Here is a 21683-nt window from a genome sequence, read left to right on the forward strand (position 1 = left end):
GACAGCACACAGGAGGCACCCGAGTTGATCTACGGCGCGATGAAGTTCTCCATCGGCGGGTCATTGAAGCTCGCCTTCAGGCCGTGGGTGGAGGGCCTGGAGAACATCCCCGCTCAGGGGCCGGCGATCCTCGCGAGCAACCATCTCTCGTTCTCCGACTCCTTCTTCCTGCCGGCCGTGCTGGACCGCAAGGTCACCTTCATCGCCAAGTCCGAGTACTTCACCGCGCCCGGCGTGAAGGGCAAGCTGACCGCCGCCTTCTTCAAGGGCGTCGGCCAGCTCCCGGTGGACCGGTCCGGTGCCCGCGGTGCCGGTGAGGCGGCGATCAAGGCCGGCATCGAGGTCATCGAGAGCGGCGGGCTCTTCGGGATCTACCCGGAGGGCACCCGGTCGCCCGACGGCCGCCTCTACCGCGGCAAGCCCGGCGGTCTGGCCCGGGTGGCGCTTGCCACCGGAGCACCCGTCATCCCCGTGGCGATGATCGACACGGAGAAGATCCAGCCGCCCGGTCAGGTGATCCCCAAGCTGATGCGCCCGGGCATCAGGATCGGCAAGCCGCTCGACTTCAGCCGTTACCACGGCATGGAGGGAGACCGCTTCATTCTCCGCTCGGTCACCGACGAGGTGATGTACGAGATCATGAAGCTCTCCGGGCAGGAGTACGTCGACATCTACGCGACCGCGGCCAAGCGCCAGATCGCGGACGAGGCGAAGCGCCGCGCGGAGGAAGAGAAGCACGCGGGCAGAAAGCCCGGCACGGAAGGGTGACGGAACAGCCGGCGCGTCACCGCGTCGGTGTCCGTCCGGGGGTGGGGGACATGGCCAAGCGCGAGCGGGTCGTACGGATGTCGGTCGAACAGCCGCTGTGGAGCGCGCTGACCGCATACCGGCTTCTGACGATGGTCTACGCGATCCTGCTCGCAGTCTTCGGCCGGGCGCGGTACGACCGGCCGTGGGTGGCCATCGCCTTCCTGGTGGTGATGGCGGCCTGGACGCTCGGCACCCTCCCGAAGGTCGCGGGCGCCGTCGCCTGCACCAAGCGTTTCCTCGGAGCCGACCTGGCCATCGCCCTCGTCGGCATCCTCCTCACCCCTCTCGCCGACTTCGAGGCCCAGCACGTCGACGGTCCGACGCTGCCGTCCATCTGGACCGCGGGCTCCGTGCTGGCCTTCGCGATCAAGGGCGGCTGGCGGTGGGCGGCGCTGGCCTCCACCTTCGTCGCCGTCGCCAACATCATCGAGCGCGGCGAACCCAGCCGGGACACCTTCCACAACGTGCTGCTGGTCTGGGTCGCCTCCATCGCCATCGGGTACGTCGTCGAGGTCGCCCGTGCCAGTGAGCGCACCCTCGCCCGCGCCCTGGAGATCGAGGCGGCGACCCGGGAGCGGGAGCGGCTGGCCCGCGACATCCACGACAGCGTGCTCCAGGTCCTCGCCATGGTGCAGCGCCGCGGCACGGCACTGGGCGGCGAGGCCGCCGAGCTGGGCCGGATGGCAGGGGAGCAGGAAGTCGCCCTGCGCACCCTGGTCTCCAGCGGCCTGGTGCCCACCACCCGGGTCTCCGAGGACGCCGCCGAGGGCGCCGTGGTCCGCAGCGTTGAGGTCGACGACCGGGAGGACGGCCCTTCCGGTCCGGCCGACTGCGATCTGCGCGCCCTGCTGGCCCCGCACGCCGGCTCCCGGGTCAGCTTCGCCGAGCCCGGCGCTCCGGTCCTGCTCGCCCCGGCGGCGGCGAAGGAACTCGCGGCCGCTGTCAGTGCCGCCCTGGACAATGTCAGGGTGCACGCCGGCCAGGACGCCCAGGCGTGGATACTCGTCGAGGACTGGCCGGACGAGGTGATCGTCACGGTCCGGGACGACGGTCCCGGCATCCCGGAGGGGCGGCTGGCCCAGGCCGAGGGGGAAGGCCGGATGGGGGTCGCCCTGTCGATCCGGGGGCGGCTGCGCGACCTGGGTGGCACAGCAGAGTTGATTTCGGTGCCCGGCCAGGGCACCGAGGTCGAGTTGAAGGTTCCGAAGGTTTCACGGGGGAAGGCAGGATCCGGCCGATGAGTACGGAGAACACCGCGAGCGCCGAGAGCGCGCAGGACGCCGAGCAGCGGACCATCAGGGTGATGGTCGTCGACGACCATCCGATGTGGCGCGACGCCGTCGCCCGTGACCTCGCCGAGTCCGGCTTCGACGTGGTGGCGACCGCGGGTGACGGACCGCAGGCCGTGCGCCGGGCGAGGGCCGTCACCCCCGACGTCCTGGTCCTCGACCTGAACCTGCCGGGGATGCCCGGCGTCCAGGTCTGTAAGGAACTCGTCGGCTCCCACCCGGGCCTGCGGGTCCTGGTGCTCTCGGCGAGCGGTGAGCACGCCGACGTACTGGAGGCGGTGAAGTCCGGCGCCACCGGCTATCTGCTCAAGTCGGCCAGTACGCAGGAGTTGACCGAGGCCGTGCGGAGCACCGCTGTCGGCGACCCGGTCTTCACCCCGGGCCTCGCCGGACTGGTGCTCGGCGAGTACCGCAGGCTGGCATCCGAGCCCGCGCCCGTCGCGCCGGACGAGCCGAAGGCACCGCAACTGACGGACCGGGAGACCGAGGTGCTGCGGCTGGTCGCCAAGGGACTCTCGTACAAGCAGATCGCCGAGCGGCTGGTCATCTCGCACCGCACCGTCCAGAACCATGTCCAGAACACCCTGGGCAAGCTCCAGTTGCACAACCGGGTGGAGCTCGTGCGGTATGCGATCGAGCGTGGTCTCGACGACGCGTGAGCTCAACGGCGTCCGATCTCAACGGCGTCCGATCTCAACGGCGTCCGATCTCAACGACGCCCGAGATGGACGACAGATGTGATCAACTGTGCCTTGTTGCAGGGGAATTGACCATCCGGCCCATCCCGGAGTGACCTGGATCACCATTAGCGTGGTCGCCAGCGAGCTCACTTCGGCGAAGGGATGCTTCCATGCGGGTCGGAGTACTGACCGGGGGCGGCGACTGCCCCGGACTCAACGCGGTCATCCGCGCCATCGTCCGCAAGGGCGTGCAGGAGTACGGCTACGACTTCATCGGCTTCCGGGACGGCTGGCGTGGTCCGCTGGAGGGCGAGACCGTTCCGCTCTCCATTCCGGCGGTGCGCGGCATCCTGCCGCGCGGCGGCACCATCCTCGGTTCCTCGCGGACCAACCCCCTCACCACCGAGCACGGCGTCCGCCGGATCAAGGGCAACCTCGCCAAGTACGAGGTCGACGCGCTCGTCACCATCGGCGGCGAGGACACCCTCGGTGTGGCGGCGACCCTGTCCGACGAGTACGGCATCCCATGCGTCGGCGTGCCCAAGACCATCGACAACGACCTCTCCGCCACCGACTACACCTTCGGCTTCGACACGGCGGTCGGCATCGCCACCGAGGCCATCGACCGGCTGCACACCACCGCCGAATCCCATATGCGGGTCCTCGTCGTCGAGGTGATGGGCCGCCACGCGGGCTGGATCGCGCTCCATTCCGGGCTGGCCGGCGGCGCGAACGTCATCCTCATCCCGGAGCAGCGCTTCGACATCGACCAGGTCTGCGCCTGGGTCACCTCCCGCTTCAGAGCCAGCTATGCCCCGATCGTCGTGGTCGCCGAGGGCGCCATGCCCGCCGAGGGGAAGATGATCCTCAAGGACGAATCGCACGACTCCTTCGGTCATGTCCGGCTCTCCGGGGTCGGCGAATGGTTGGCCAAGGAGATCGAGCGGCGGACCGGGAAGGAGGCCAGGACCACGGTCCTGGGCCATGTCCAGCGCGGCGGTACGCCCAGCGCCTTCGACCGGTGGCTGGCCACCCGCTTCGGGCTGCACGCCATCGAAGCCGTCCGCGACGGCGACTACGGCGTGATGGTCGCCCTGCGCGGCACGGACATCGTGCGGGTGCCGATCGCCGATGCGACCGCCAGGCTCAAGACGGTCGATCCGACGCTCTACGCGGAGGTCGGCGTCTTCTTCGGCTGACTGTGAGCGGCGCACCAGGGATACGGGCCGTATATTCGCGGCTGTCCGGCCCGTAACTCTGCTTGTCTGGAGAAATCGTGGAGATCCTGGCGTTCGGTGTGCAGTCCGACGAGAAGCCGCTGATCGAGAAAGCCTTCGCCGGACAGCACGAGGTCCGCTGCCTGGACGTGTTCCTCAACAAGGACACCGCACCCATCGCGGCGGGCTACGAGATCATCTCCACCAGTGTCAACGCCGACCTGGGCAGCGGCGTTCTGCAGACGCTCGCCGCGGGCGGCACACAGATGATCGCCCAGCGCTCCACGGGCTTCAACAACATCGACCTCGATGTCGCCGAACGTCTCGCCCTGCGGGTCGCCCGGGTCTCGTACTACTCGCCGTACTCGGTCGCCGAATTCGCCTGGACGCTCGCCATGGCGGTCAACCGCCGCATCATCCGCGCCGCGAGCCGCACCCGCGACTTCGACTTCCGGCTCGACGGTCTCCTCGGCCGGGACATGCGCGGCCGCACGGTCGGCGTGATCGGCACGGGCAAGATCGGCGAGGCCTTCACCCGTATTGCCCATGGCTTCGGGATGAAGCTGCTCGGCTGGGACGTGGCCGAGAACCCCGCCTGCACCGAACTCGGCATGACCTACGTCGAGAAGGAACGGCTCCTCGCCGAGTCCGACCTGATCAGCCTCCATGTCCCGCTGCTGCCGGCGACCCATCACATCATCGGCGAGGAGGCCCTGGCCGTGATGAAGGACGACGCGATCCTGATCAACTCCAGCCGTGGCGGACTGGTGGACACCTCGGCCCTGGTCACCGCATTGCGGGCGGGCCGCTTCACCGGTGTCGGACTCGATGTGTACGAGGCGGAGGCCGGGCTCTTCTTCCTCGACAAGTCCCTGGAGGTCGTCGACGACGACACCCTGGCCCGGCTCGTCACCTTCCCGAACGTCATCGTCACCTCGCACCAGGCGTACTACACGGAGGACGCGGTGGCGCAGATCATCGACGCCACCGTGCAGAACGTCGCCGACTACCTGGCCCGCCGCCGCAGCGACAACGTCCTCGTCCCCAGGCCTCCCCAGGACCAGGGCCTTTCCTTCGGATCAGCCCGGCCCGATCCGAAGGAAAGGCCCTGAGGCCCCGGACCGCCTCGGCGGATTCCGGAGCCCCCGTCCGCGGTCAGCCGGGCACGGGCAGCCCCGCCAGCAGCTCGGCGACGATCGACGCGCCGCGCAGCGTCAGCACCGACTCCGGGTGGAACTGCACCGACGCGAACCCGCCCCCGCGCAGCGCGTGCAGCTCCCCGGTGGCCGCGTCCCGGCTCACCTCGATGGAGTGTGCGGCCAGCTCGGTGGCCGTCTCGTCGTCGCAGCGTGCGGTGAAGCTGTTGTAGAAACCGACCGTCTCCGGGCGCCCGAACAGCTCGATCCTGGTCTGCGCGCCCTGGTACGGCACGATCTTGCGGACGATGTCCAGACCCAGCTCCGCCGCGATCAGTTCGTGGCCCAGACACACCCCCAGCAGCCCGTGCCGGTGCTCCCGCACCAGCTCCGCGGCGAGCTCGCGCAGCAGCCGCATCTTCGGATCGCCGGTGTCGGCCGGATCCCCGGGCCCGGGGCCCAGCACGACCGGGCCCGTGTGCGCCCGTACGGTTTCGCGCAGCTCCGGCTCGTCGTAGCGGTGCACCGACACCTCAAGACCCGAGGCGCGCAGCAGATGCGCCAGCATCGCGGTGAAGGTGTCCTCCCCGTCGATCACCAGCGCATGACCGGAGAGCTCCTGCGTGCGCTCCTGCATCCGCAGCCAGAACGGCGCGAGACCGTCCCGCCGGGCGTCCAGGGCGGCCCGCACCCGGGGGTCGCCGGCCAGTTGCGGACGCGCCTCCGTCGCCCGGGGCCGTCCCGGCCGCACGCCGAGTGCGGTCAGCACCCCCGCCGCCTTCGCGTGGGTCTCGGCGACCTCGCTGTCCGGATCGGAGTGGCGTACGAGCGTTGCCCCGACCGGCACCCGCAGCCGTCCGTCGGCCGCGATGTCGGCGGTCCGGATCAGGATCGGCGAGTCCAGGGTCTGTGCCCCGCCGGGCTCCTGCCGCAGCAGGGCCAGCGCGCCCGCGTAGTAGCCGCGGCCGCCGGGCTCGTACCGCTCGATCACCCGGCACGCGTTCTGCACGGGCGAGCCGGTGACGGTCGCGGCGAACATGGTCTCCTTCAGTACCTCCCGCACATCCAGCGAGGAACGCCCACGCAGCTCGTACTCGGTGTGCGCGAGATGCGCCATCTCCTTGAGCCGTGGCCCGATCACCACGCCGCCCATGTCGCCGACGGTGCACATCATCTTCAGTTCCTCGTCGACCACCATGGAGAGCTCCTCGGTCTCCTTGCGGTCGCCGAGGAAGGCCAGCAGGCTCTCGGCGGTCGGTCCTTCGGCGGGGTAGCGGTACGTTCCGCTGATCGGGTTCATCACGACCGTCCCGCCGGACATCCGCACATGCACCTCCGGGCTGGCGCCGACCAGCGTCCTCTCCCCGGTGTGCACGACGAACGTCCAGTACGCACCCCGCTCACCGGCCAGCAGCCGACGGAACAGGGCCAGCGCGTCGGTCCGCCCGAACCCCGGGATGTCGCCCTGGAAGGTCCGACGGATGACGAAGTTCGCACCCTCGCCCTGCCCGATCTCGTCCTCGACGACCCGCCGGACGATGCCGGCGTACTCCTCGTCGGGGACGTCGAAGGCGCCGCCCTCGACCCGTACGCCATGGGTGGGCAGCTCGGCGAGCACCTCGTCCAGCGGAAGCTCGTACGTCTCCTCCGCGACCAGCACGGACAGCGGCGTCCCGTCGTCGCGCACATCGAATCCGCGCTCGGCGATCTGCCGGAACGGCACCAGGGCGAGCGAGGGCTGCGGTCCGAGCGGGAGACCGGCGAGCCGGTCCGCCTCCCGGACCCGGCCGATCAGCACCTCGACGAGGTCGTGGTCGTGACCGGGGGTGCGCCTGCGCAGCAGCGCGAACGGCGGGCAGTCCTCCCGGACCAGCCGGGCGAGGACGGATGCGGTGCGATGAGGCATGGGGTGGTGTTCCTTCCGGATGGAGGAACGGCCCCGAAACGCAGAGAAGGCCGCCCCTCGGGCGGCCTTCGCGTGGTCTGTCGCGCGCGATGAATCAGTGGGCCGCCGGATGAGCGGTCCACCACCAGTTCTGGTGCGTCTGCGCGAACATGTCCGAACCCTATCGGACGCCCGGTCCATCCGAGCGCGCGTCTCAACTATTGAGCGTACGGATGGACGCCCCCCTGGACCCCGTAATGTTGTGGTTGTGACCGTGAACGCCAATACCTCCGTCGCCGGTGGCAACACCTGGCGAGACCTTCCCGCGGCGCAGCAGCCCGAGTACCCCGATGCCGAGGCTCTGCGCGATGTACTCGCGGACCTCGCGTCGTATCCGCCGCTCGTCTTCGCGGGCGAGTGCGACCAGCTGCGCGCCCGCATGGGAGCCGTCGCCAAGGGCGAGGCGTTCCTGCTGCAGGGCGGCGACTGCGCCGAGGCCTTCGACGCCGTGTCGGCCGACCACATCCGGGCCAAGCTGAAGACGCTGCTCCAGATGAGCGCCGTCCTGACCTACGCGGCCTCCGTGCCCGTCGTCAAGGTGGGCCGGATCGCCGGCCAGTACTCCAAGCCGCGCTCCAAGTCGACCGAGACCCGCGACGGCGTGACCCTGCCGACCTACCGCGGCGACTCCGTCAACGGCTTCGCCTTCACCGAGAAGGCCCGCGTCCCGGACCCGGACCGGCTGAAGCAGATGTACCACGCATCCGCTTCCACGCTGAACCTGGTCCGCGCCTTCACCACCGGCGGTTACGCCGACCTGCGCCAGGTCCACGCCTGGAACCAGGACTTCGTGAAGTCGTCCCCGTCCGGGCAGCGTTACGAGGCGCTGGCCCGCGAGATCGACAACGCGCTGAACTTCATGAAGGCGTGCGGCACGGACCCGGCCGAGTTCAAGGCCGTCGAGTTCTACTCCTCGCACGAGGGGCTGCTGCTGGACTACGAGTCGGCGCTGACCCGCACCGACTCGCGCACCGGTGAGCTGTACGACACCTCCGGTCACATGGTCTGGATCGGTGAGCGCACCCGCCAGATGGACGGCGCGCACATCGAGTTCGCCTCGAGGATCCGTAACCCCATCGGCATCAAGCTCGGCCCGACGACCACCGTCGACGAGGCACTCGGTTACATCGACCGCCTCGACCCGGACCGCGAGCCCGGTCGGCTGACCTTCATCGTCCGGATGGGCGCCGACAAGGTCCGCGACAAGCTCCCCGCGCTGGTGGAGAAGGTCACCGCCTCCGGTGCGGTCGTCGCCTGGGTCACCGACCCGATGCACGGCAACACCTTCGAGGCGGCCTCCGGCCACAAGACCCGTCGCTTCGACGACGTCCTGGACGAGGTCAAGGGCTTCTTCGAGGTGCACAAGGGCCTCGGTACGCACCCGGGCGGCATCCACGTCGAGCTCACCGGTGACGACGTCACCGAGTGCGTCGGCGGCGGCCACGAGATTTTCGTGGACGACCTGCACCAGCGGTACGAGACGGCTTGCGACCCGCGGCTCAACCGCAGCCAGTCGCTGGACCTGGCGTTCCTGGTTGCCGAGATGTACCGGGACCAGTAGCCATCACCGCAGGTAGCGCACGTACGACTGTGGGGCACGGATCGATGTGATCCGTGCCCCACAGGGCGTTCCGGGACTTTTGCCGGCCCCGGGCGCCGGGTAAGGTTAGGTTAGCCTCACCGTTCAACGGGGTGGCATCCATGACCATCCTGCCGGGAGGTGAACCGCATGTACGTCTGCTCGTGTTTCGGCATTACGGAGCAGCAGGTCAAGGAGCATGCGGACGCCGGGGCGTGCACCCCCCGCCAGATAGCCAACGCCTGCAAGGCGGGCACGGACTGCGGTGGCTGTGTCCGCCGGATTCAGGCGATGCTCGGCCGCGGCGCGTGCGCGCGCCGGGAGCTGCTGGACCAGAAGCAGGCCCCCGGTGACGCCCCCGAGCGGACCCCCTCGACCACGCCAGGTGCGGCGCCCCTCATTGGCCCGCGCCTCGCCCCCGGACGGGTCCCGGGCATCGGTCCCGGCCCGGTTCCGGGCGTCCGGCTCCCCGACGCGGCCTGAATCGGGCTGTCCCGGAATCGGCTGTCCCGCACTCAGCTGTCCGGCTGTTCGATCTGCTGCGCGATGTAGAGCGGCTCGCCGAGCTTCTCGATCAGTTCCAGCTGGGTGTCGAGGTAGTCGATGTGGTGCTCCTCGTCCTCCAGGATCGATTCAAAGATATTTGCGGACGTGATGTCGCCCTTCCCCCGCATCAACTCGATGCCGCGCTTGAGCCGGTCGATCGCCTCCACCTCGACCTGGCGGTCGGCCTGGAACATCTCGGTGACCGTCTGCCCCACGCGTACGTGGAAGAGCCGCTGGTAGTTGGGGAGTCCATCGAGGAAGAGGATGCGGTCCGTCAGGGTCTCCGCGTGCTTCATCTCGTCGAACGACTCGGACCGGGTGTACTTCGCGAGCTTCGTCCAGCCGAAGTTGTCCTGCATCTTTGCATGCAGGAAGTACTGATTGATGGCAGTCAATTCGGCGGTCAGCTGTTCGTTCAGGAACTCGAGGACCTCGGGGTCGCCCTGCATCGCAGAGGCTCCTTCCAACCGGTGAACTGGGCAGGTTGGCCGCATCCTCGCACCGCACCCCTCAGCCGTCCAGTAAGTGCATGCTTAGTACGAGTTGCCCGAATGGTCGCTGCCCTGGTCATGACCACCCCTGCCTGTCTGTCACCATGGAGGCATGGGTCAGCCGGAAAGCCGGGAATACCGCGAATCAGAGCAGTCCGAGCTTCCGCCGGGTCAGCGACTGCAGCGCGGTTGGCCGGTTACCCACTATGGGCCGGTTCCCAAGTTCAAGCCCGACCGCTGGGAGTTCCGGGTCTTCGGAGCCACCGCGGACGGCGAGAAGCACTGCTGGAACCATCAGGAGTTCTCGGCCCTGCCGTTCTCCTCGGTCGTCGCCGATCTGCACTGCGTCACGAAATTCAGCATGCTCGGGGCCGAATGGGGCGGGGTCCTCGCCCGTACGATCCTGGAACTCGCACCACCCGCGCCCCAGGTCACGCATGTGATGGTCTGGGCCGAGTACGGATTCAGCTCGAACCTGCGGCTCGCCGACTTCACCTCAGAACGCACGCTTTTCGCCACCCACAAGGGCGGTGAGCTGCTCACAGCGGAGCACGGCTTCCCGCTGCGCCTTGTCGTACCGCACCTGTACGCCTGGAAGGGGCCCAAGTGGGTCCGGGGCGTCGAGTACATGACGGCCGATCGCCGCGGCTTCTGGGAGGAGCGCGGCTACCACAACATCGGCGACCCGTGGCGCGAGCAGCGCTACTCCTATCAGGAAGAGCCCGGGGAAGGCCCCGAGCTCTGACCTGATGGTCCCGGTGCGGGACCGTCCTCAGTGGTGGTACTGGTGCACCACCGCGTGGCCCTTGCCGCGGCCGATCATCCACTTGTTGACCGGTGTGGTGACGACGAAGGCCACGGCCAGCGACAGTGCGAGCGCCCCCCAGAACAGCGCGTCGGCGAGCTGTGCGTCCATGGCGCCCGGCCACAGGACGATCACGCCGTTGTCGATCAGTTCCATCACCGCGATGGAGAGGGTGTCGGCAGCCAGGGCGACCCGGAACGCCGTACGGAAGTCGACGCCGGCCTTCAGGATCGAGCGCAGCGTCAGCGTGTAGCCGAAGAAGAACGCCAGGACGATCGCGAGGACCATCGTCTCCGCGTTGCCCCAGCCGAGAGCCGTGCCGATCACCATGCCGAGGATCTCGCCGATGGCGCATCCGGTGAGGCAGTGCAGTGTGGCGCGCGCGGCCATGGCCCAGCCGACCCGGCCGGGGGAGTGTGCCGCATGGTCGGCGTGAGCCGAGTGGCCGGCGTGGGCCGCGTGGTCGGCGTGACTGCTGCCGTCGTGACCCTGTCCGTGGCGCTCGTGGTGCTGCTGGTGCTCTTCGTCGCGCGTGTCGTGCTGCATGGCGGTCCCCCAATGCCGGTGGCGGTTCCTGTCGACAACAGGAACCGTATACCCCCTAGGGGTATTCCTCAATGGGTTTCGCGGTCAGCCTTGGTCGCGCAGCCCCTTCAGTCGTGCCACATCGGCCGCATGGCCTTCCTTGCCGCCCGGCGTCTCGATGATCAGCGGCACCCCCGCCGTCGCCGGATGCGAGAACAGCTCCCGGAACGGCTCCTCGCCGATGTGCCCGGCGCCGATGTTCTCGTGCCGGTCCTTGTGGGCTCCCACCACGTCCTTGGAGTCATTGGCGTGGATCAGCTTCAGACGCCCCTCGCCGACCGTGTCCACCAGCAGGTCCAGCGTCTGCTTCATGCCCGCGGGACCCGCCAGATCGTGGCCCGCCGCGTAGATGTGGCAGGTGTCGAGACAGACACCGAGCTTGGGGTGGGCGTCGAGTGCGTCGAAATACGGGCCGAAGTCCCAGGTCCGCGAGCAGAGCGAGAACCCCTGTCCGGCCGTCGATTCCAGCAGCAGATACGGGTCGTCGTCATGGGTGAGCTCGTCGAGGAGCGGCCTCATGTGCGTCCGTACCTGCGCCAGGGCCTCCGCCCGCGGCCGACCGCCGGTCGCCGAGCCGGTGTGCACCACGACGCCCAGGGCGCCGATCTCGCGGGCCCGGCGCAGGGAGTGGCGCAGCGAGTCCACGGACTTCTCCACGGTGGCCTCGGTGTGCGAGCCGAAATTGATCAGGTACGGGGCGTGGACGTACGCCGGTATCGACTCGGCTGCACATTCGGCGCGGAACTGTTCGTCCTGCGCGGGGTTCCCGGTGGGCGTGGCCCAGCCGCGTGGATTGGCGACGAAGACCTGGACGGCCTCCGCCCCCATCTCGCGGGCGTAGGGCAGGCCGACTCTGGCGAGGCCGCCGGCCACGGGGACGTGGCCGCCGACGGGGTTGCGCATATGGATCTAGAGCCCCTTGGTCTTGATGGTGATGGTGCTGCCCTCGGGGGCCTGTTCGCCGCCGTCCACGGACTGGCTGGCGATCTTGTCGCTGAAGGAGAGGAACGGACGGTCGACCTTGACCTCGAAGCCCGCCGCCTTCAGCAGGCTCGTCGCCCGGTCGACGTCCTTGCCGGTGACGTCCGGTACGTCGATCATCCGCGGGCCCTTGGAGACCGTGAGCGTGACGGTGTCGCCCTCGGCGACCTGGGCACCCTGACCCGGGGACTGGTGCGCGATGTCGCCCTCGGCCTCGGGAGAGTTGACGCGGCCGGGCAGCACCTCGGCCTTCAGCCCCTCCTCGTCCAGTGCGGCGGTGGCGTCCTGGACCGACAGTCCGGTGACATCGGGGACATCGACCGGGATGCCCTTGCTGACGACCAGGGCGACCGCGGAGTCGGGGTGGCGCTGGGTGCCCGCTTCGGGATCCGTACGGATCACGTCGCCCCGGTCGAACTCCCCGCTGAACTCCCTGGTGACCATGCCGGGCACCAGCCCGCTCTTCTTCAGCGTCTGCCGGGCCTCGGCCAGCGCGGTGCCCTCGACGTGGGGCACCTTCACGATCTCCGGGCCGCGCGAGACGGTGATCGTCACCGCGCCGTTGCCCCGGATCCGGGCGCCGGACTTCGGATCGCTGCCGATGACCTTGCCACGCTCGACGCTGTCGCTGTACGCCCGCTTGACGCTCTTCAGCTCCAGCCCGGAGGCAGAGAGCCGCTGCTCGGCCGCCTTCTCGGTCTGGCCGAGCAGGGAGGGGACCCGGGTGAACTGTCCCGAGTTGATGTACCAGACACCGGAACCGACCGCGAGCACCAGCAGCACGGCGACGATCGCGGCGAGCATTCCGCGCCGCGGCCCGCGTCGGGCCTGCCGGTCCTGCTCGGGCGTCAGCGGCGGGGGCATCTCCAGCCGGCTGGTGTGGTGGGCGGTGCCCTGACCGGCCGGGAGTACCCGTGGGATCACGCTCGTGCGGTCCTCGGCGGCGTCGTGCACCTCGGCGAGGGCCTGCGGCGGTACGGCGTCCAGTTGTTCGTCGGTGAGCGCGGCGCGCGCGGTGCGGGCCTCGGCCAGCAGGGCCACCGCGTCGAACGGGCGGACCTCGGGGTCACGGGCGGTGGCGCTCGCGACCAGGTGGTCCAGCTCGACCGGGAGCCCGGGGACGACGGCCGAGGGGGCCGGGACGTCCTCGTTGAGGTGCTGGTAGATGACCTGGGCGGGGGAGTCCCCGGTGTGCGGCTTGGCGCCCGTCAGCATCTCGTACAGCACGACACCGCAGGCGTACACATCGGTGCGGGTGTCCGCCGTGCCGTGCTCGATCTGCTCGGGGGCGAGGTAGGAGACGGTGCCCAGGACGGATCCGGTGGTGTTGGTGTCGGAGCCCACGGCCCGCACGAGACCGAAATCCGCGACCTTCACCCGGCCGTCGTCCCCTATCAGGACGTTCTCCGGCTTCATGTCGCGGTGCACGAACCCCGCCCGGTGTGCGGCACCGAGCGCTGCGAGGACCGGCTCCAGGATGTCCAGGGCGGCGCGCGGCTGCAGGGCGCCGCGCTCGCGCAGGACGTCGCGCAGCGTGCAGCCCGCGACGTACTCCATCGCCAGGTAGACGTACGCCCCCTGGGCGCCCTGGTCGAAGACCGCGACCACATTGGGGTGCGCGAGCCTGGCCACCGACTTGGCCTCGCGGATGAAACGCTCGACGAACGAGGCGTCGGTCGCGAGCGCCGGGTGCATCACCTTGAGGGCGAGCACCCGGTCGAGCCGGGTGTCCATGGCTCGGTAGACCGTGGCCATCCCGCCCACGGCGATGCGGGCATCGACGCGGTAACGGCCGTCGAGCAGCTGCCCGACAAGCGGGTCCTGGAGGGTCATATCCACGCAGTCGAGTCTACGAGCCGGCGCGGACACGGCTGACGGGCCGGGGCGATCCCGGGGCCGTACTGCAGCCGAGCCGTGACAGGGACATGCACTTCAGTAACGTACGGACCCGGGAGCGTGCGCTCAGAACGCCGGCCGCTCCGGGTCCAGCACCGCCCGCCCCTCCACCGGTGAGGAGGCCTCGGCGAAATGGCGCCGCGGGATCCGGCCCGCGCGGTACGCCAGCCGCCCGCCGTCCACCGCGTGCCGCATCGCGGCCGCCATCAGCTCGGGCTCCTGCGCCCGGGTCACCGCCGACGCCAGCATCACCGCCGCGCACCCCAGCTCCATCGCGAGCGCCGCGTCCGAGGCGGTCCCGGCGCCCGCGTCGAGAATGACCGGAACCCGGGCCTGCTCGACGATCAGCTGGAAGTTGTGCGGATTGCGGATGCCGAGCCCGGAGCCGATGGGGGAACCGAGGGGCATGATCGCCGCGCATCCCACGTCCTCCAGTTTCCGGGCGAGCACCGGGTCGTCGCTGGTGTACGGCAGGACGGTGAACCCGTCGTCCACCAGGGTCTCCGCGGCGTCCAGCAGCTCGATCGGGTCGGGCAGCAGAGTCCACTCGTCGGCCACGACCTCCAGCTTGATCCAGTCGGTGCCCAGCGCCTCGCGGGCCAGCCGGGCGGTCAGCACGGCCTCGCCCGCGGTGAAGCAGCCCGCCGTGTTCGGCAGGACGCGGATCGAGAGGCGTTCGAGGACGGAGAGGACCGAGCCCTGCACGGTCGGGTCGAGGCGGCGCATCGCGACGGTGGTCAGCTCGGTGCCGGATGCCGTCAGGGAGCGTTCGAGCACGTCGAGGCTGGGCGCCCCGCCCGTTCCCATGATCAGTCGGGAGCCGAACGTGGTGCCGCCGAGGGCGAAGAGATCGTCGGACATGGTCAGCCTCCCTGGACGGCGGTGAGGACTTCGATCCGGTCGCCGTCGGCGAGGGCGGCGACCGCCCAGCGGCTGCGCGGGACGACGGTCTCGTTGAGCGCCGCGGCTACCCCGGAGGGCGCCGCCGTCAGAGTCGCGACAAGGGTCTCCAGGGTGGTCCCCGCGGCGATCGAACGGGGATCGCCGTTCACGGAGACGTTGAGCGGAAGGGAGTCGGTCATGCGGGCTGCTCCTGACGTACGGAGGAGGAGGGCGGTACGGGGGCGGGTGCGAACCGCCCGGGGGCGAAGGGGCGGGCCACGGCCGGCAGCTCGCCGGTGGTCAGCAGCTCGGCCATGGCGTCACCGGTGACGGGGGTCAGCAGGACGCCGTTGCGGTGGTGGCCGGTGGCGAGGTGGAGGCCGGGCAGGGCGGTGGGACCGAGCAGCGGGGCGTTGTCGGGGGAGGCGGGGCGAAGGCCGGCCCGGGTCTCGGTGAGCGGCAGTTCGGTGATGCCGGGCACCAGCTCGTGGGCGTCGCGCAGCAGCTCGTACACCCCGCCCGCCGTGACGGTGGTGTCCCAGCCCATCTCCTCGCTGGTCGCGCCGACGACGAGCTCTCCGTTCTCGCGCGGGACGAGATAGACATGGCTGCCTCGGACCACGGCCCGCACGGTGCGAGTGAGGAACGGTGCGTACGCGGCGGGCACCGTCAGCCGGAGCACCTGTCCCTTTACGGGCCGCACCGGGGGAACGACCTCGTCCGGCAGCCCGGCGAGCCGCCCGCTGCGGCTGCCCGCGGCGAGTACGACCTGGTCGGCGGCCAGCACCGTACCGGCCGCGAGTACGGCTCCGGCGGCCCGGCCCCGTGCCACGCCGAGGCGTTCCACCCAGTCGCGGTGGAAGACCACCCCGGCCCGCTCGCAGGCCGTCAGCAGAGCGGCGGCCAGCCGGCGGGGATCGACCTGGTGGTCGCCGTCGACCCGCAGACCGCCGCGCACGCCCGGCGCCAGCATGGGCTCCAGCCGGCGGCACTCACGGCCGGTGAGCCACTCCGACTCCAGCCCCGAACGCTGCTGCAGCGCGTGCAGCTCCCGCAGATGGGCGCGGTCGTCGGAGTCCAGGGCGACCGCCAGGGTGCCACAGGCGCGGAAGCCGATGTCCTGGCCGCTCGCCGCCTCCAGTTCGGCCGCGAAGGCCGGGTAGCGCGCGGCGGACGCGACATTGAGGCCGAGCAGCATCTGCTCGCCGTAGTGGAGTTCGGTGACGGCGGCGAGCATCCCGGCCGCGACCTGGGCGGCCCCGCCGCCCGGTTCGGGGTCGACGACCGCGGTGCGCAGACCGTGCTGCGCAGCCCGCCAGGCGGTCACCAGACCGATGATCCCGCCCCCGATGACGAGGACGTCGGATCCTTGTGCGGATACGGATGTGTTCCCGGAAGAACGCATGGGCGTCCAGCCCCTCCCTTCGCCGGCATGACCCGGATCAGGTTCGTACGGTCGGAGGCCGCCCAGCCTCCCTCTCAGCCCGGTGCGTCCGGGCTCCCGCGAGTGCCTTACGGTGGCCACCCTAGACCCCGTCCCCCGGACCCTGTAAGGGAGCAGTCACCGTGGCCCGTTCGCTCGACGGACTCGTCCTCTCGCCGGTCGCCGACCAGGCGCCGGGCCAGGTCGGCACCCGTACCCGCTTCACGTACCACGAGGAGGACGGCCGGATCTGGGCCGAGTACGCGGGCGGCGACGTGGTCCGGGGCCATCTCGTCGGCACCAGGACCGCCGATCGACTCGACTTCCGGTACGTCCAGTTGAAGCAGGACGGAACGACATCCTCCGGACACTGCCTCTCCACCGTCGTCGACCTCCCGGACGGCCGGGTGCGGCTGGACGAGCGGTGGGAGTGGGAGTCGCAGGAGGGCAGCGGGACGAGCGTGGTCGAAGAACTGTCTGGCTGACGGATCGTCAGATGCTTAAGGTGGACAGGTGAGCGAGCAGCAGACTGAGCAACCAGACCGGCGGACCGAGCGCCGCATCGTCATCGTCGGTGCGGGCATGGCCGGTGTGCAGACCGCCGTGGCCCTGCGGGAACAGGGCTTCACCGGCCCGGTCACCCTGATCGGAGCCGAACCCCACCAGCCCTACGACCGGCCGCCGCTGTCCAAGGCGGTGCTGCTCGGCAAGGCCGAGGACTCCGCCTTCGACATCGACTTCGAGGCGCTCGACATCGAGCTGCAACTGGGCCGCGACGTGACCGGCGTGCGGTCCGCGGCGCACGAACTGGACACCCCGACGGGCCCCGTCCCGTACGACGTCCTGGTCATCGCCACCGGCGCCGAACCGGTCGAGCTCCCCGGCTCGGAGGGTGTGCGCGGCGTCCACCTGCTGCGCACCTTCGACGACGCCGCACGGCTGCGGCCGGTCCTCGGTGAGCAGCACACCGTCGTGGTCGTCGGCGCCGGATGGATCGGCGCGGAGTTCGCCACCGCGGCCCGCGCCGCGGGCTGCGAGGTCACCGTCGTCGAGGCCGCCGACCGGCCGCTCGCGGGCGTCCTGCCCGCCGAGGTCGCCGCCCCGATGGCCCGCTGGTACGGGGAGAGCGGCGCCGAACTCCTCACCGGTGCGCCGGTGGCCCGCATCGAGCCCGGCCGCGTGGTCCTCGCCGACGGCCGCGCACTCGAGGCAGGAGCGGTGGTCGTCGGGATCGGTGCCCGGCCCGCCACGGCCTGGCTGGCCGGCTCCGGCATCGCGCTCGGACCGGACGGATCGGTGACCGCCGACGAAGCGCTGCGCACCTCGCTGCCCGATGTGTACGCCGTCGGGGACTGTGCCTCCTTCCCCTCCGCGCGGTACGGCACGCGCCTCCTCGTCCACCACTGGGACAACGCCGTCCAGGGGCCGCGGACCGCCGCCGCCAACATCATCGGCGCCGGATCCGGCGGGGCGCCGCAGCCGCTCACGTACGACCCCGTGCCGTACTTCTGGTCCGAGCAGTTCGACCGGTTCGTGCAGTACGCGGGCCATCACGGGGGCGCCGACACGCTGCTGTGGCGCGGTGAGCCGGACGGTCCCGCCTGGTCGGTGCTCTGGCTGCGGGACGGCGCGCTGGTCGCCGTCCTCGCCGTCGGCCGGCCGCGCGACCTGGCCCAGGGGCGCAAGCTCATCGAGGCGGGGGCGCGGCTCGATCCGGTGCGGGCGGCCGATCCCTCCGTACCGCTGAAATCGACGGTGCGTCAGTAAGAAGCCGACGGATCCGTGACGGGTCCGGTGTCCAATCTCCGTTGTGCGGACGCCTCTTGGCTGCCGGGCAAAAAGGGTGCACTGTACAGCTTTTGGATCACCGGACCCTGTCCGAAGGAGGTACATGTCCCCCTACCGATGGGTCCGCGCGCTGCGCGGAATCTTCATGGCGGCGGCCCCTGCCGAGAGGTGCAGGTCACGGTGGACGGGCGCCCTGCGGGCCTCGCCCAGCCGTATCCGGTCGTCCACTCCGGCGGCACCGTGCCGACCCTGTGGCGGCCGATCCCGGCCATCGAGGGGGTCCGCGAGGCCCTGAAGGGATGAGTCCGGGTATCGGCTGTCAGTGCGGGATGGCAGGCTTGTCCTGTGACCGAGATTGACGCAAAGATCGATGCTCTCGTCCCTGCCTGGCTCCACCTCCCCGACATCGCAGAAATGTTCGATGTCGAGGTGACGCGCGTGCGGCAGCTGGTCAAGGAAGGCCAGCTCATCGCCGTACGACGTGGTGAGAACCGGGCGCTCCAGGTGCCTGCTGCCTTCATCGACGGCAACAAGGTGGTCAAGGGCCTCTCCGGCACCCTGACGCTCCTGAGGGACGACGGCTTCTCCGACGAAGAGATGCTGGAGTGGCTCTTCACCCCTGACCCGACCCTGCCGGGTACCCCCGCACAGGCGCTGAGCGAGAATCGCGGCACGGAGGTGAAGCGCCGCGCCCAGGCGCTCGCCGTCTGACCGGGACGACCGCACGAGGGGTGCGGGCCGTGCGCCTCCGCACGGCCCGCACCGTCGCATCGAGCCGCCCCGTCGTACCGCTCCGCACCACCGGTCGTACCGCTCCGTCCCAAGGGGGAACCGCACCATGCCCACGCCTCGCGCGCTGCTGTCCGACGCCCGGCTCTATCTGTGCACGGACGCCCGCAGGCGCGAGGGGGACCTCCCCGAGTTCCTCGACGCCGTGCTCTCCTCCGGTGTCGACATCGTCCAGCTGCGCGACAAGGGCATGGAAGCGGCCGAGGAGCTCGAACACCTCGCTGTCTTCGCCGACGCCTGCAGGCGCCACGGCGCGCTCCTCGCGGTGAACGACCGGGCCGATGTCGCTCATGCCATCGGCTCCGATGTGCTCCACCTCGGCCAGGGGGACCTGCCCGTGCCCGCCGCCCGGGCCATCATCGGCGAGGACGTGGTGATCGGCCGCTCCACACACGCCGAGTCCGAGGTCGACGCGGCCGTCGCCGAGCCCGGCGTGGACTACTTCTGCACCGGACCCTGCTGGCCCACCCCGACCAAGCCCGGCCGGCACGCCCCGGGCCTCGACCTCGTGCGGTACGCCGCCTCGCTCGGCCGGACGCGCCCGTGGTTCGCCATCGGCGGGATCGACGCGGACAACCTCGACGAGGTGCTGGACGCGGGGGCGCGCAGGATCGTGGTCGTACGGGCCATCACCGAGGCCGACGATCCGGCCGCGGCCGCCGCCGGGCTCGCGAAGCGGATCAGGGCGCGCGCCGACGTCTGACAAGCACGTCGGGAAAGTCGCGGGGCAGCCATGAACGACCGGGTTCGCCCGGGGACTGCGCGAAGGGTGTCCGAGGGGTGGACAAACCACCAGTCAATTCGGGCAATTGCCGCTGGTCTGGTTGGGGCACCGTCGAGCCCTGGTTAACCTTCAGTATGGCCCTTGGCACTCCTTCTACCAGGACAGATCACGCACGCACCGTGCGTGACCTTCTCGCGACCGGCAAGACGTCGTATTCGTTCGAGTTCTGGGCGCCCAAAACCGAGAAGGGCGAGCGGAATCTCTGGAATGCGCTGCGCCGTGTCGAGGCGGTGAGGCCGAGCTTCGTCTCCGTGACGTACGGTGCCGGCGGCTCCACCCGGGCCGGAACGGTGCGGGCCACCGAGCAGATCGCGGCCGATTCCACGCTCACCCCGGTCGCCCATCTGACCGCCGTCAACCACTCCGTCGCCGAACTCCGCAACATGATCGGACAGTACGCGGACGCCGGAATCAGGAACATCCTCGCCGTGCGCGGCGACCCGCCGGGCGACCCGATGGGTGAGTGGGTCGAGCACCCGCAGGGTGTGCGGTACGCGGCCGATCTCGTTCGGCTCATCAAGGAATCCGGCGATTTCTGTGTCGGCGTCGCCGCATTTCCCGAGATGCACCCGCGCTCGACCGACTGGGACGCCGACATTCAGCATTTCGTGGACAAGTGCCGTGCCGGCGCCGACTATGCGATCACGCAGATGTTCTTCAATCCGGAGGACTATTTGCGTATGCGTGACCGAGTGGTTGCTGCGGGTTGCGACACGCCGATCATCCCCGAGGTCATGCCGCTCACCAGCGTCAAGCAGTTGGAGCGGTTTCCGCAGCTCAGCAACGCGTCGCTGCCGTCGTCGCTGAAAGAACGCATCCTCGACGTCAAGGACGATCCCGCCGCTGTACGCTCCATTGGGATTGAGTTCGCGACGGAGTTCTGCGCGAGGTTGCGCTCCGAGGGTGTACCCGGACTGCACTTCATCACGCTCAACAACTCGACGGCGACGCTCGAGATCTACGAGAATCTCGGACTGCACAAGCAGTCGTGACCGGCCGTACCCGCCACGATCCGGGGCGGTGGCCGTAGAAGGGGGCGGGCATGGGCTGGACGGTCCTCTACATCGCGTTCGGCATCGTGGCGTTGTGGCTGCTCGGCGAGGTGCTGCTGCAGTACAAGGCGCGCCTTCGCTGGCGCCTGCTCGCCTTCGCAGGCTTCGCCTGTGTGGTCGTCGGCGTGCTGATGCCGTCCGTGTTCGTCATCGCCGTCGGCGCGATCGCGTTCGCCACCGGCCAGACGTACGTCACGCTCTCGTTCCGGCGCGGCTTCTCGACCGGCTGGGCCATAGGCGGAAGCCCGGGCGCGAGCCGTCGCCGCCGGTCGGGGGGCGCCCGGGACACCCACCGGGAGCCCACGCTGGAGGTGTCGGACCTGGAGATGGAGTACGACCACTCGGACCAGGACGAGGCGAAGAAGCCCGCTCCCGCGAGCGGGGCCGCGGTCTACGAGCCGGAGCCGCTGCCCGACGACACCGGGCAGTACGGCATCTACACCGACCCCCGGCGCGCGCAGCAGTCCCAGCAGGCGCAGCCCTCGTACGCCTCCTACGACCCGTACCCGGACCACTCCACGTACACCGCGCCCGCCCAGGACTCGTACGCCGGCCAGGACAGCTTCGGCGGGCAGGGCACGTACGCGGGCCAGGACTCCTACGCCGGGCAGTACGACTACGGCACGGACCGGCAGCAGTACGCCGCGTACTCCGACCCGTACATCGGCACCACCACCGGCTCCCCGCAGTACGGGGCGCAGGATCCGTACGCGAGCCATGACAGCTACGGCGGTCAGCAGCAGTTCACGGCAGACCCCTACGCCCAGCAGTACGCCTCCGAGACGCCGCCGGGCGGCGTCTGGGTGCCGCAGCAGCGCGAGGGCGAGCAGTACCCGCCGCTGCCACCGGAGCAGCCCGCACAACCCGCGCCGTTCCCGAACGGCTACGACACCGGACACAACGACCAGTACCGCTACTGACGGGACAGGCCTCGCCGTCGGGCGGAGGCCGAGCTCGTCGGCTGGCGGACGACGGAGCGGCGACCGGACGTGTCCGGCACCCGTC

General features: G+C 70.2%; 24 protein-coding genes and 1 riboswitch. Of the genes, 15 read left to right on the forward strand and 9 right to left on the reverse strand.

Going from position 1 to position 21683, the window contains the following annotated elements:
• Positions 1–24: 24 nt before the first annotated feature.
• The 5 genes from ACFU8W_RS08680 (at position 25) to ACFU8W_RS08700 (ending at position 5108) form a co-directional block, all read left to right on the forward strand.
• Positions 25–768, forward strand: a complete 744-nt coding sequence (locus tag ACFU8W_RS08680) for a lysophospholipid acyltransferase family protein (protein ID WP_037697119.1) — start codon at positions 25–27, stop codon at positions 766–768.
• A 50-nt stretch (positions 769–818) separates the two neighbouring features.
• On the forward strand, positions 819–2051 hold the full coding sequence (macS, locus tag ACFU8W_RS08685; RefSeq protein ID WP_384033683.1) for a MacS family sensor histidine kinase: 1233 nt from the start codon (positions 819–821) through the stop codon (positions 2049–2051).
• Positions 2048–2758 carry a response regulator transcription factor gene (locus tag ACFU8W_RS08690; protein WP_345515670.1) on the forward strand — a complete coding sequence of 237 codons (711 nt, stop codon included), beginning with the start codon at positions 2048–2050 and terminating at the stop codon, positions 2756–2758. The genes macS and ACFU8W_RS08690 overlap by 4 nt, the downstream gene beginning before the upstream one ends.
• A gap of 191 nt (positions 2759–2949) precedes the next feature.
• Positions 2950–3978 carry a 6-phosphofructokinase gene (locus ACFU8W_RS08695; RefSeq protein ID WP_384033686.1) on the forward strand — a complete coding sequence of 343 codons (1029 nt, stop codon included), beginning with the start codon at positions 2950–2952 and terminating at the stop codon, positions 3976–3978.
• Between the two features lie 77 nt (positions 3979–4055).
• The gene (locus ACFU8W_RS08700; RefSeq protein ID WP_384033689.1) at positions 4056–5108 is read left to right on the forward strand and encodes a 2-hydroxyacid dehydrogenase; all 1053 of its coding nucleotides are present in this window, start codon (positions 4056–4058) and stop codon (positions 5106–5108) included.
• A 43-nt stretch (positions 5109–5151) separates the two neighbouring features.
• On the opposite strand, the gene ACFU8W_RS08705 is transcribed toward ACFU8W_RS08700, so the two are convergent.
• The gene (locus ACFU8W_RS08705) at positions 5152–7038 is read right to left on the reverse strand and encodes an anthranilate synthase family protein (protein WP_384033692.1); all 1887 of its coding nucleotides are present in this window, start codon (positions 7036–7038) and stop codon (positions 5152–5154) included.
• Positions 7039–7132: 94 nt separating this feature from the next.
• Positions 7133–7189: a trp operon leader peptide gene (locus tag ACFU8W_RS08710; RefSeq protein WP_107063558.1), complete on the reverse strand. Its 57-nt coding sequence runs from the start codon at positions 7187–7189 to the stop codon at positions 7133–7135.
• Between the two features lie 102 nt (positions 7190–7291).
• Here ACFU8W_RS08710 and ACFU8W_RS08715 point away from each other — a divergent pair, with 102 nt between their 5' ends.
• The gene (locus ACFU8W_RS08715; RefSeq protein ID WP_384033695.1) at positions 7292–8638 is read left to right on the forward strand and encodes a class II 3-deoxy-7-phosphoheptulonate synthase; all 1347 of its coding nucleotides are present in this window, start codon (positions 7292–7294) and stop codon (positions 8636–8638) included.
• A 168-nt stretch (positions 8639–8806) separates the two neighbouring features.
• Positions 8807–9139, forward strand: a complete 333-nt coding sequence (locus ACFU8W_RS08720; RefSeq protein WP_384034284.1) for a bacterioferritin-associated ferredoxin — start codon at positions 8807–8809, stop codon at positions 9137–9139.
• Positions 9140–9171: 32 nt separating this feature from the next.
• Here ACFU8W_RS08720 and bfr read toward each other — a convergent pair whose 3' ends face one another.
• Complete coding sequence (gene bfr, locus ACFU8W_RS08725; RefSeq protein WP_266986592.1) at positions 9172–9651, reverse strand: bacterioferritin; 480 nt, start codon at positions 9649–9651, stop codon at positions 9172–9174.
• Positions 9652–9805: 154 nt separating this feature from the next.
• Between bfr and ACFU8W_RS08730 the strand changes: the two genes are divergently transcribed.
• Positions 9806–10438 (forward strand): sulfite oxidase-like oxidoreductase, encoded by a 633-nt coding sequence (locus ACFU8W_RS08730; protein ID WP_345515675.1) that lies wholly within the window; start codon positions 9806–9808, stop codon positions 10436–10438.
• Between the two features lie 27 nt (positions 10439–10465).
• On the opposite strand, the gene ACFU8W_RS08735 is transcribed toward ACFU8W_RS08730, so the two are convergent.
• The 6 genes from ACFU8W_RS08735 to thiO all read right to left on the reverse strand — a co-directional run bounded on the left by ACFU8W_RS08735 (position 10466) and on the right by thiO (position 16247).
• On the reverse strand, positions 10466–11044 hold the full coding sequence (locus tag ACFU8W_RS08735; protein ID WP_384033699.1) for a DUF4396 domain-containing protein: 579 nt from the start codon (positions 11042–11044) through the stop codon (positions 10466–10468).
• A gap of 84 nt (positions 11045–11128) precedes the next feature.
• Complete coding sequence (locus ACFU8W_RS08740) at positions 11129–11986, reverse strand: deoxyribonuclease IV (RefSeq protein WP_384033702.1); 858 nt, start codon at positions 11984–11986, stop codon at positions 11129–11131.
• Positions 11987–11992: 6 nt separating this feature from the next.
• Positions 11993–13903 carry a Stk1 family PASTA domain-containing Ser/Thr kinase gene (pknB, locus tag ACFU8W_RS08745; RefSeq protein ID WP_384033705.1) on the reverse strand — a complete coding sequence of 637 codons (1911 nt, stop codon included), beginning with the start codon at positions 13901–13903 and terminating at the stop codon, positions 11993–11995.
• 123 nt (positions 13904–14026) lie between these two features.
• Positions 14027–14821, reverse strand: coding sequence for a thiazole synthase (locus ACFU8W_RS08750; protein WP_384033708.1), 795 nt, complete (start codon positions 14819–14821; stop codon positions 14027–14029).
• Positions 14822–14823: 2 nt separating this feature from the next.
• A complete protein-coding gene (gene thiS / locus ACFU8W_RS08755) occupies positions 14824–15042 on the reverse strand; it encodes a sulfur carrier protein ThiS (protein WP_384033711.1) in 219 nt (72 codons plus the stop codon).
• Complete coding sequence (gene thiO / locus ACFU8W_RS08760; RefSeq protein WP_384033714.1) at positions 15039–16247, reverse strand: glycine oxidase ThiO; 1209 nt, start codon at positions 16245–16247, stop codon at positions 15039–15041. The genes thiS and thiO overlap by 4 nt, the downstream gene beginning before the upstream one ends.
• Positions 16245–16357, reverse strand: a riboswitch (TPP riboswitch). It overlaps the preceding gene by 3 nt.
• A gap of 51 nt (positions 16358–16408) precedes the next feature.
• On the opposite strand from thiO, the gene ACFU8W_RS08765 reads away from it, so the two are divergent.
• The 7 genes from ACFU8W_RS08765 (at position 16409) to ACFU8W_RS08795 (ending at position 21598) form a co-directional block, all read left to right on the forward strand.
• Entirely contained in the window at positions 16409–16750 is a 342-nt protein-coding gene (locus tag ACFU8W_RS08765; protein ID WP_345515681.1) for a hypothetical protein, read from the forward strand.
• Positions 16751–16847: 97 nt separating this feature from the next.
• Complete coding sequence (locus ACFU8W_RS08770; protein ID WP_384034287.1) at positions 16848–18032, forward strand: NAD(P)/FAD-dependent oxidoreductase; 1185 nt, start codon at positions 16848–16850, stop codon at positions 18030–18032.
• A gap of 138 nt (positions 18033–18170) precedes the next feature.
• Positions 18171–18356 (forward strand): peptide-N4-asparagine amidase, encoded by a 186-nt coding sequence (locus ACFU8W_RS08775; RefSeq protein ID WP_384033717.1) that lies wholly within the window; start codon positions 18171–18173, stop codon positions 18354–18356.
• A gap of 42 nt (positions 18357–18398) precedes the next feature.
• Positions 18399–18764, forward strand: a complete 366-nt coding sequence (locus ACFU8W_RS08780) for an Rv2175c family DNA-binding protein (protein ID WP_345515685.1) — start codon at positions 18399–18401, stop codon at positions 18762–18764.
• A 127-nt stretch (positions 18765–18891) separates the two neighbouring features.
• On the forward strand, positions 18892–19545 hold the full coding sequence (gene thiE / locus ACFU8W_RS08785; RefSeq protein ID WP_384033720.1) for a thiamine phosphate synthase: 654 nt from the start codon (positions 18892–18894) through the stop codon (positions 19543–19545).
• Between the two features lie 155 nt (positions 19546–19700).
• Positions 19701–20618 (forward strand): methylenetetrahydrofolate reductase [NAD(P)H], encoded by a 918-nt coding sequence (metF, locus tag ACFU8W_RS08790; protein WP_384034290.1) that lies wholly within the window; start codon positions 19701–19703, stop codon positions 20616–20618.
• 50 nt (positions 20619–20668) lie between these two features.
• Complete coding sequence (locus tag ACFU8W_RS08795) at positions 20669–21598, forward strand: hypothetical protein (protein ID WP_384033723.1); 930 nt, start codon at positions 20669–20671, stop codon at positions 21596–21598.
• Positions 21599–21683: the final 85 nt, after the last annotated feature.

Origin of the sequence: Streptomyces sp. NPDC057565 (genome assembly GCF_042801455.1) — a bacterium.
Lineage (GTDB): Bacteria > Actinomycetota > Actinomycetes > Streptomycetales > Streptomycetaceae > Streptomyces > Streptomyces yanii.

Excerpts from the sequence above, each read along its gene's own strand:
- ACFU8W_RS08705 (WP_384033692.1), bottom strand. The coding sequence starts at position 7,038 with ATGCCTCATCGCACCGCATCCGTCCTCGCCCGGCTGGTCCGGGAGGAC.
- ACFU8W_RS08750 (WP_384033708.1), bottom strand. The coding sequence starts at position 14,821 with ATGTCCGACGATCTCTTCGCCCTCGGCGGCACCACGTTCGGCTCCCGA.
- ACFU8W_RS08730 (WP_345515675.1), top strand. The coding sequence starts at position 9,806 with ATGGGTCAGCCGGAAAGCCGGGAATACCGCGAATCAGAGCAGTCCGAG.
- bfr (WP_266986592.1), bottom strand. The coding sequence starts at position 9,651 with ATGCAGGGCGACCCCGAGGTCCTCGAGTTCCTGAACGAACAGCTGACC.
- ACFU8W_RS08735 (WP_384033699.1), bottom strand. The coding sequence starts at position 11,044 with ATGCAGCACGACACGCGCGACGAAGAGCACCAGCAGCACCACGAGCGC.
- ACFU8W_RS08770 (WP_384034287.1), top strand. The coding sequence starts at position 16,848 with ATGGCCGGTGTGCAGACCGCCGTGGCCCTGCGGGAACAGGGCTTCACC.
- thiE (WP_384033720.1), top strand. The coding sequence starts at position 18,892 with ATGCCCACGCCTCGCGCGCTGCTGTCCGACGCCCGGCTCTATCTGTGC.
- ACFU8W_RS08795 (WP_384033723.1), top strand. The coding sequence starts at position 20,669 with ATGGGCTGGACGGTCCTCTACATCGCGTTCGGCATCGTGGCGTTGTGG.
- macS (WP_384033683.1), top strand. The coding sequence starts at position 819 with ATGGCCAAGCGCGAGCGGGTCGTACGGATGTCGGTCGAACAGCCGCTG.
- ACFU8W_RS08690 (WP_345515670.1), top strand. The coding sequence starts at position 2,048 with ATGAGTACGGAGAACACCGCGAGCGCCGAGAGCGCGCAGGACGCCGAG.
- ACFU8W_RS08775 (WP_384033717.1), top strand. The coding sequence starts at position 18,171 with ATGGGTCCGCGCGCTGCGCGGAATCTTCATGGCGGCGGCCCCTGCCGA.
- ACFU8W_RS08740 (WP_384033702.1), bottom strand. The coding sequence starts at position 11,986 with ATGCGCAACCCCGTCGGCGGCCACGTCCCCGTGGCCGGCGGCCTCGCC.
- thiO (WP_384033714.1), bottom strand. The coding sequence starts at position 16,247 with ATGCGTTCTTCCGGGAACACATCCGTATCCGCACAAGGATCCGACGTC.
- thiS (WP_384033711.1), bottom strand. The coding sequence starts at position 15,042 with ATGACCGACTCCCTTCCGCTCAACGTCTCCGTGAACGGCGATCCCCGT.
- ACFU8W_RS08720 (WP_384034284.1), top strand. The coding sequence starts at position 8,807 with ATGTACGTCTGCTCGTGTTTCGGCATTACGGAGCAGCAGGTCAAGGAG.
- metF (WP_384034290.1), top strand. The coding sequence starts at position 19,701 with ATGGCCCTTGGCACTCCTTCTACCAGGACAGATCACGCACGCACCGTG.
- ACFU8W_RS08695 (WP_384033686.1), top strand. The coding sequence starts at position 2,950 with ATGCGGGTCGGAGTACTGACCGGGGGCGGCGACTGCCCCGGACTCAAC.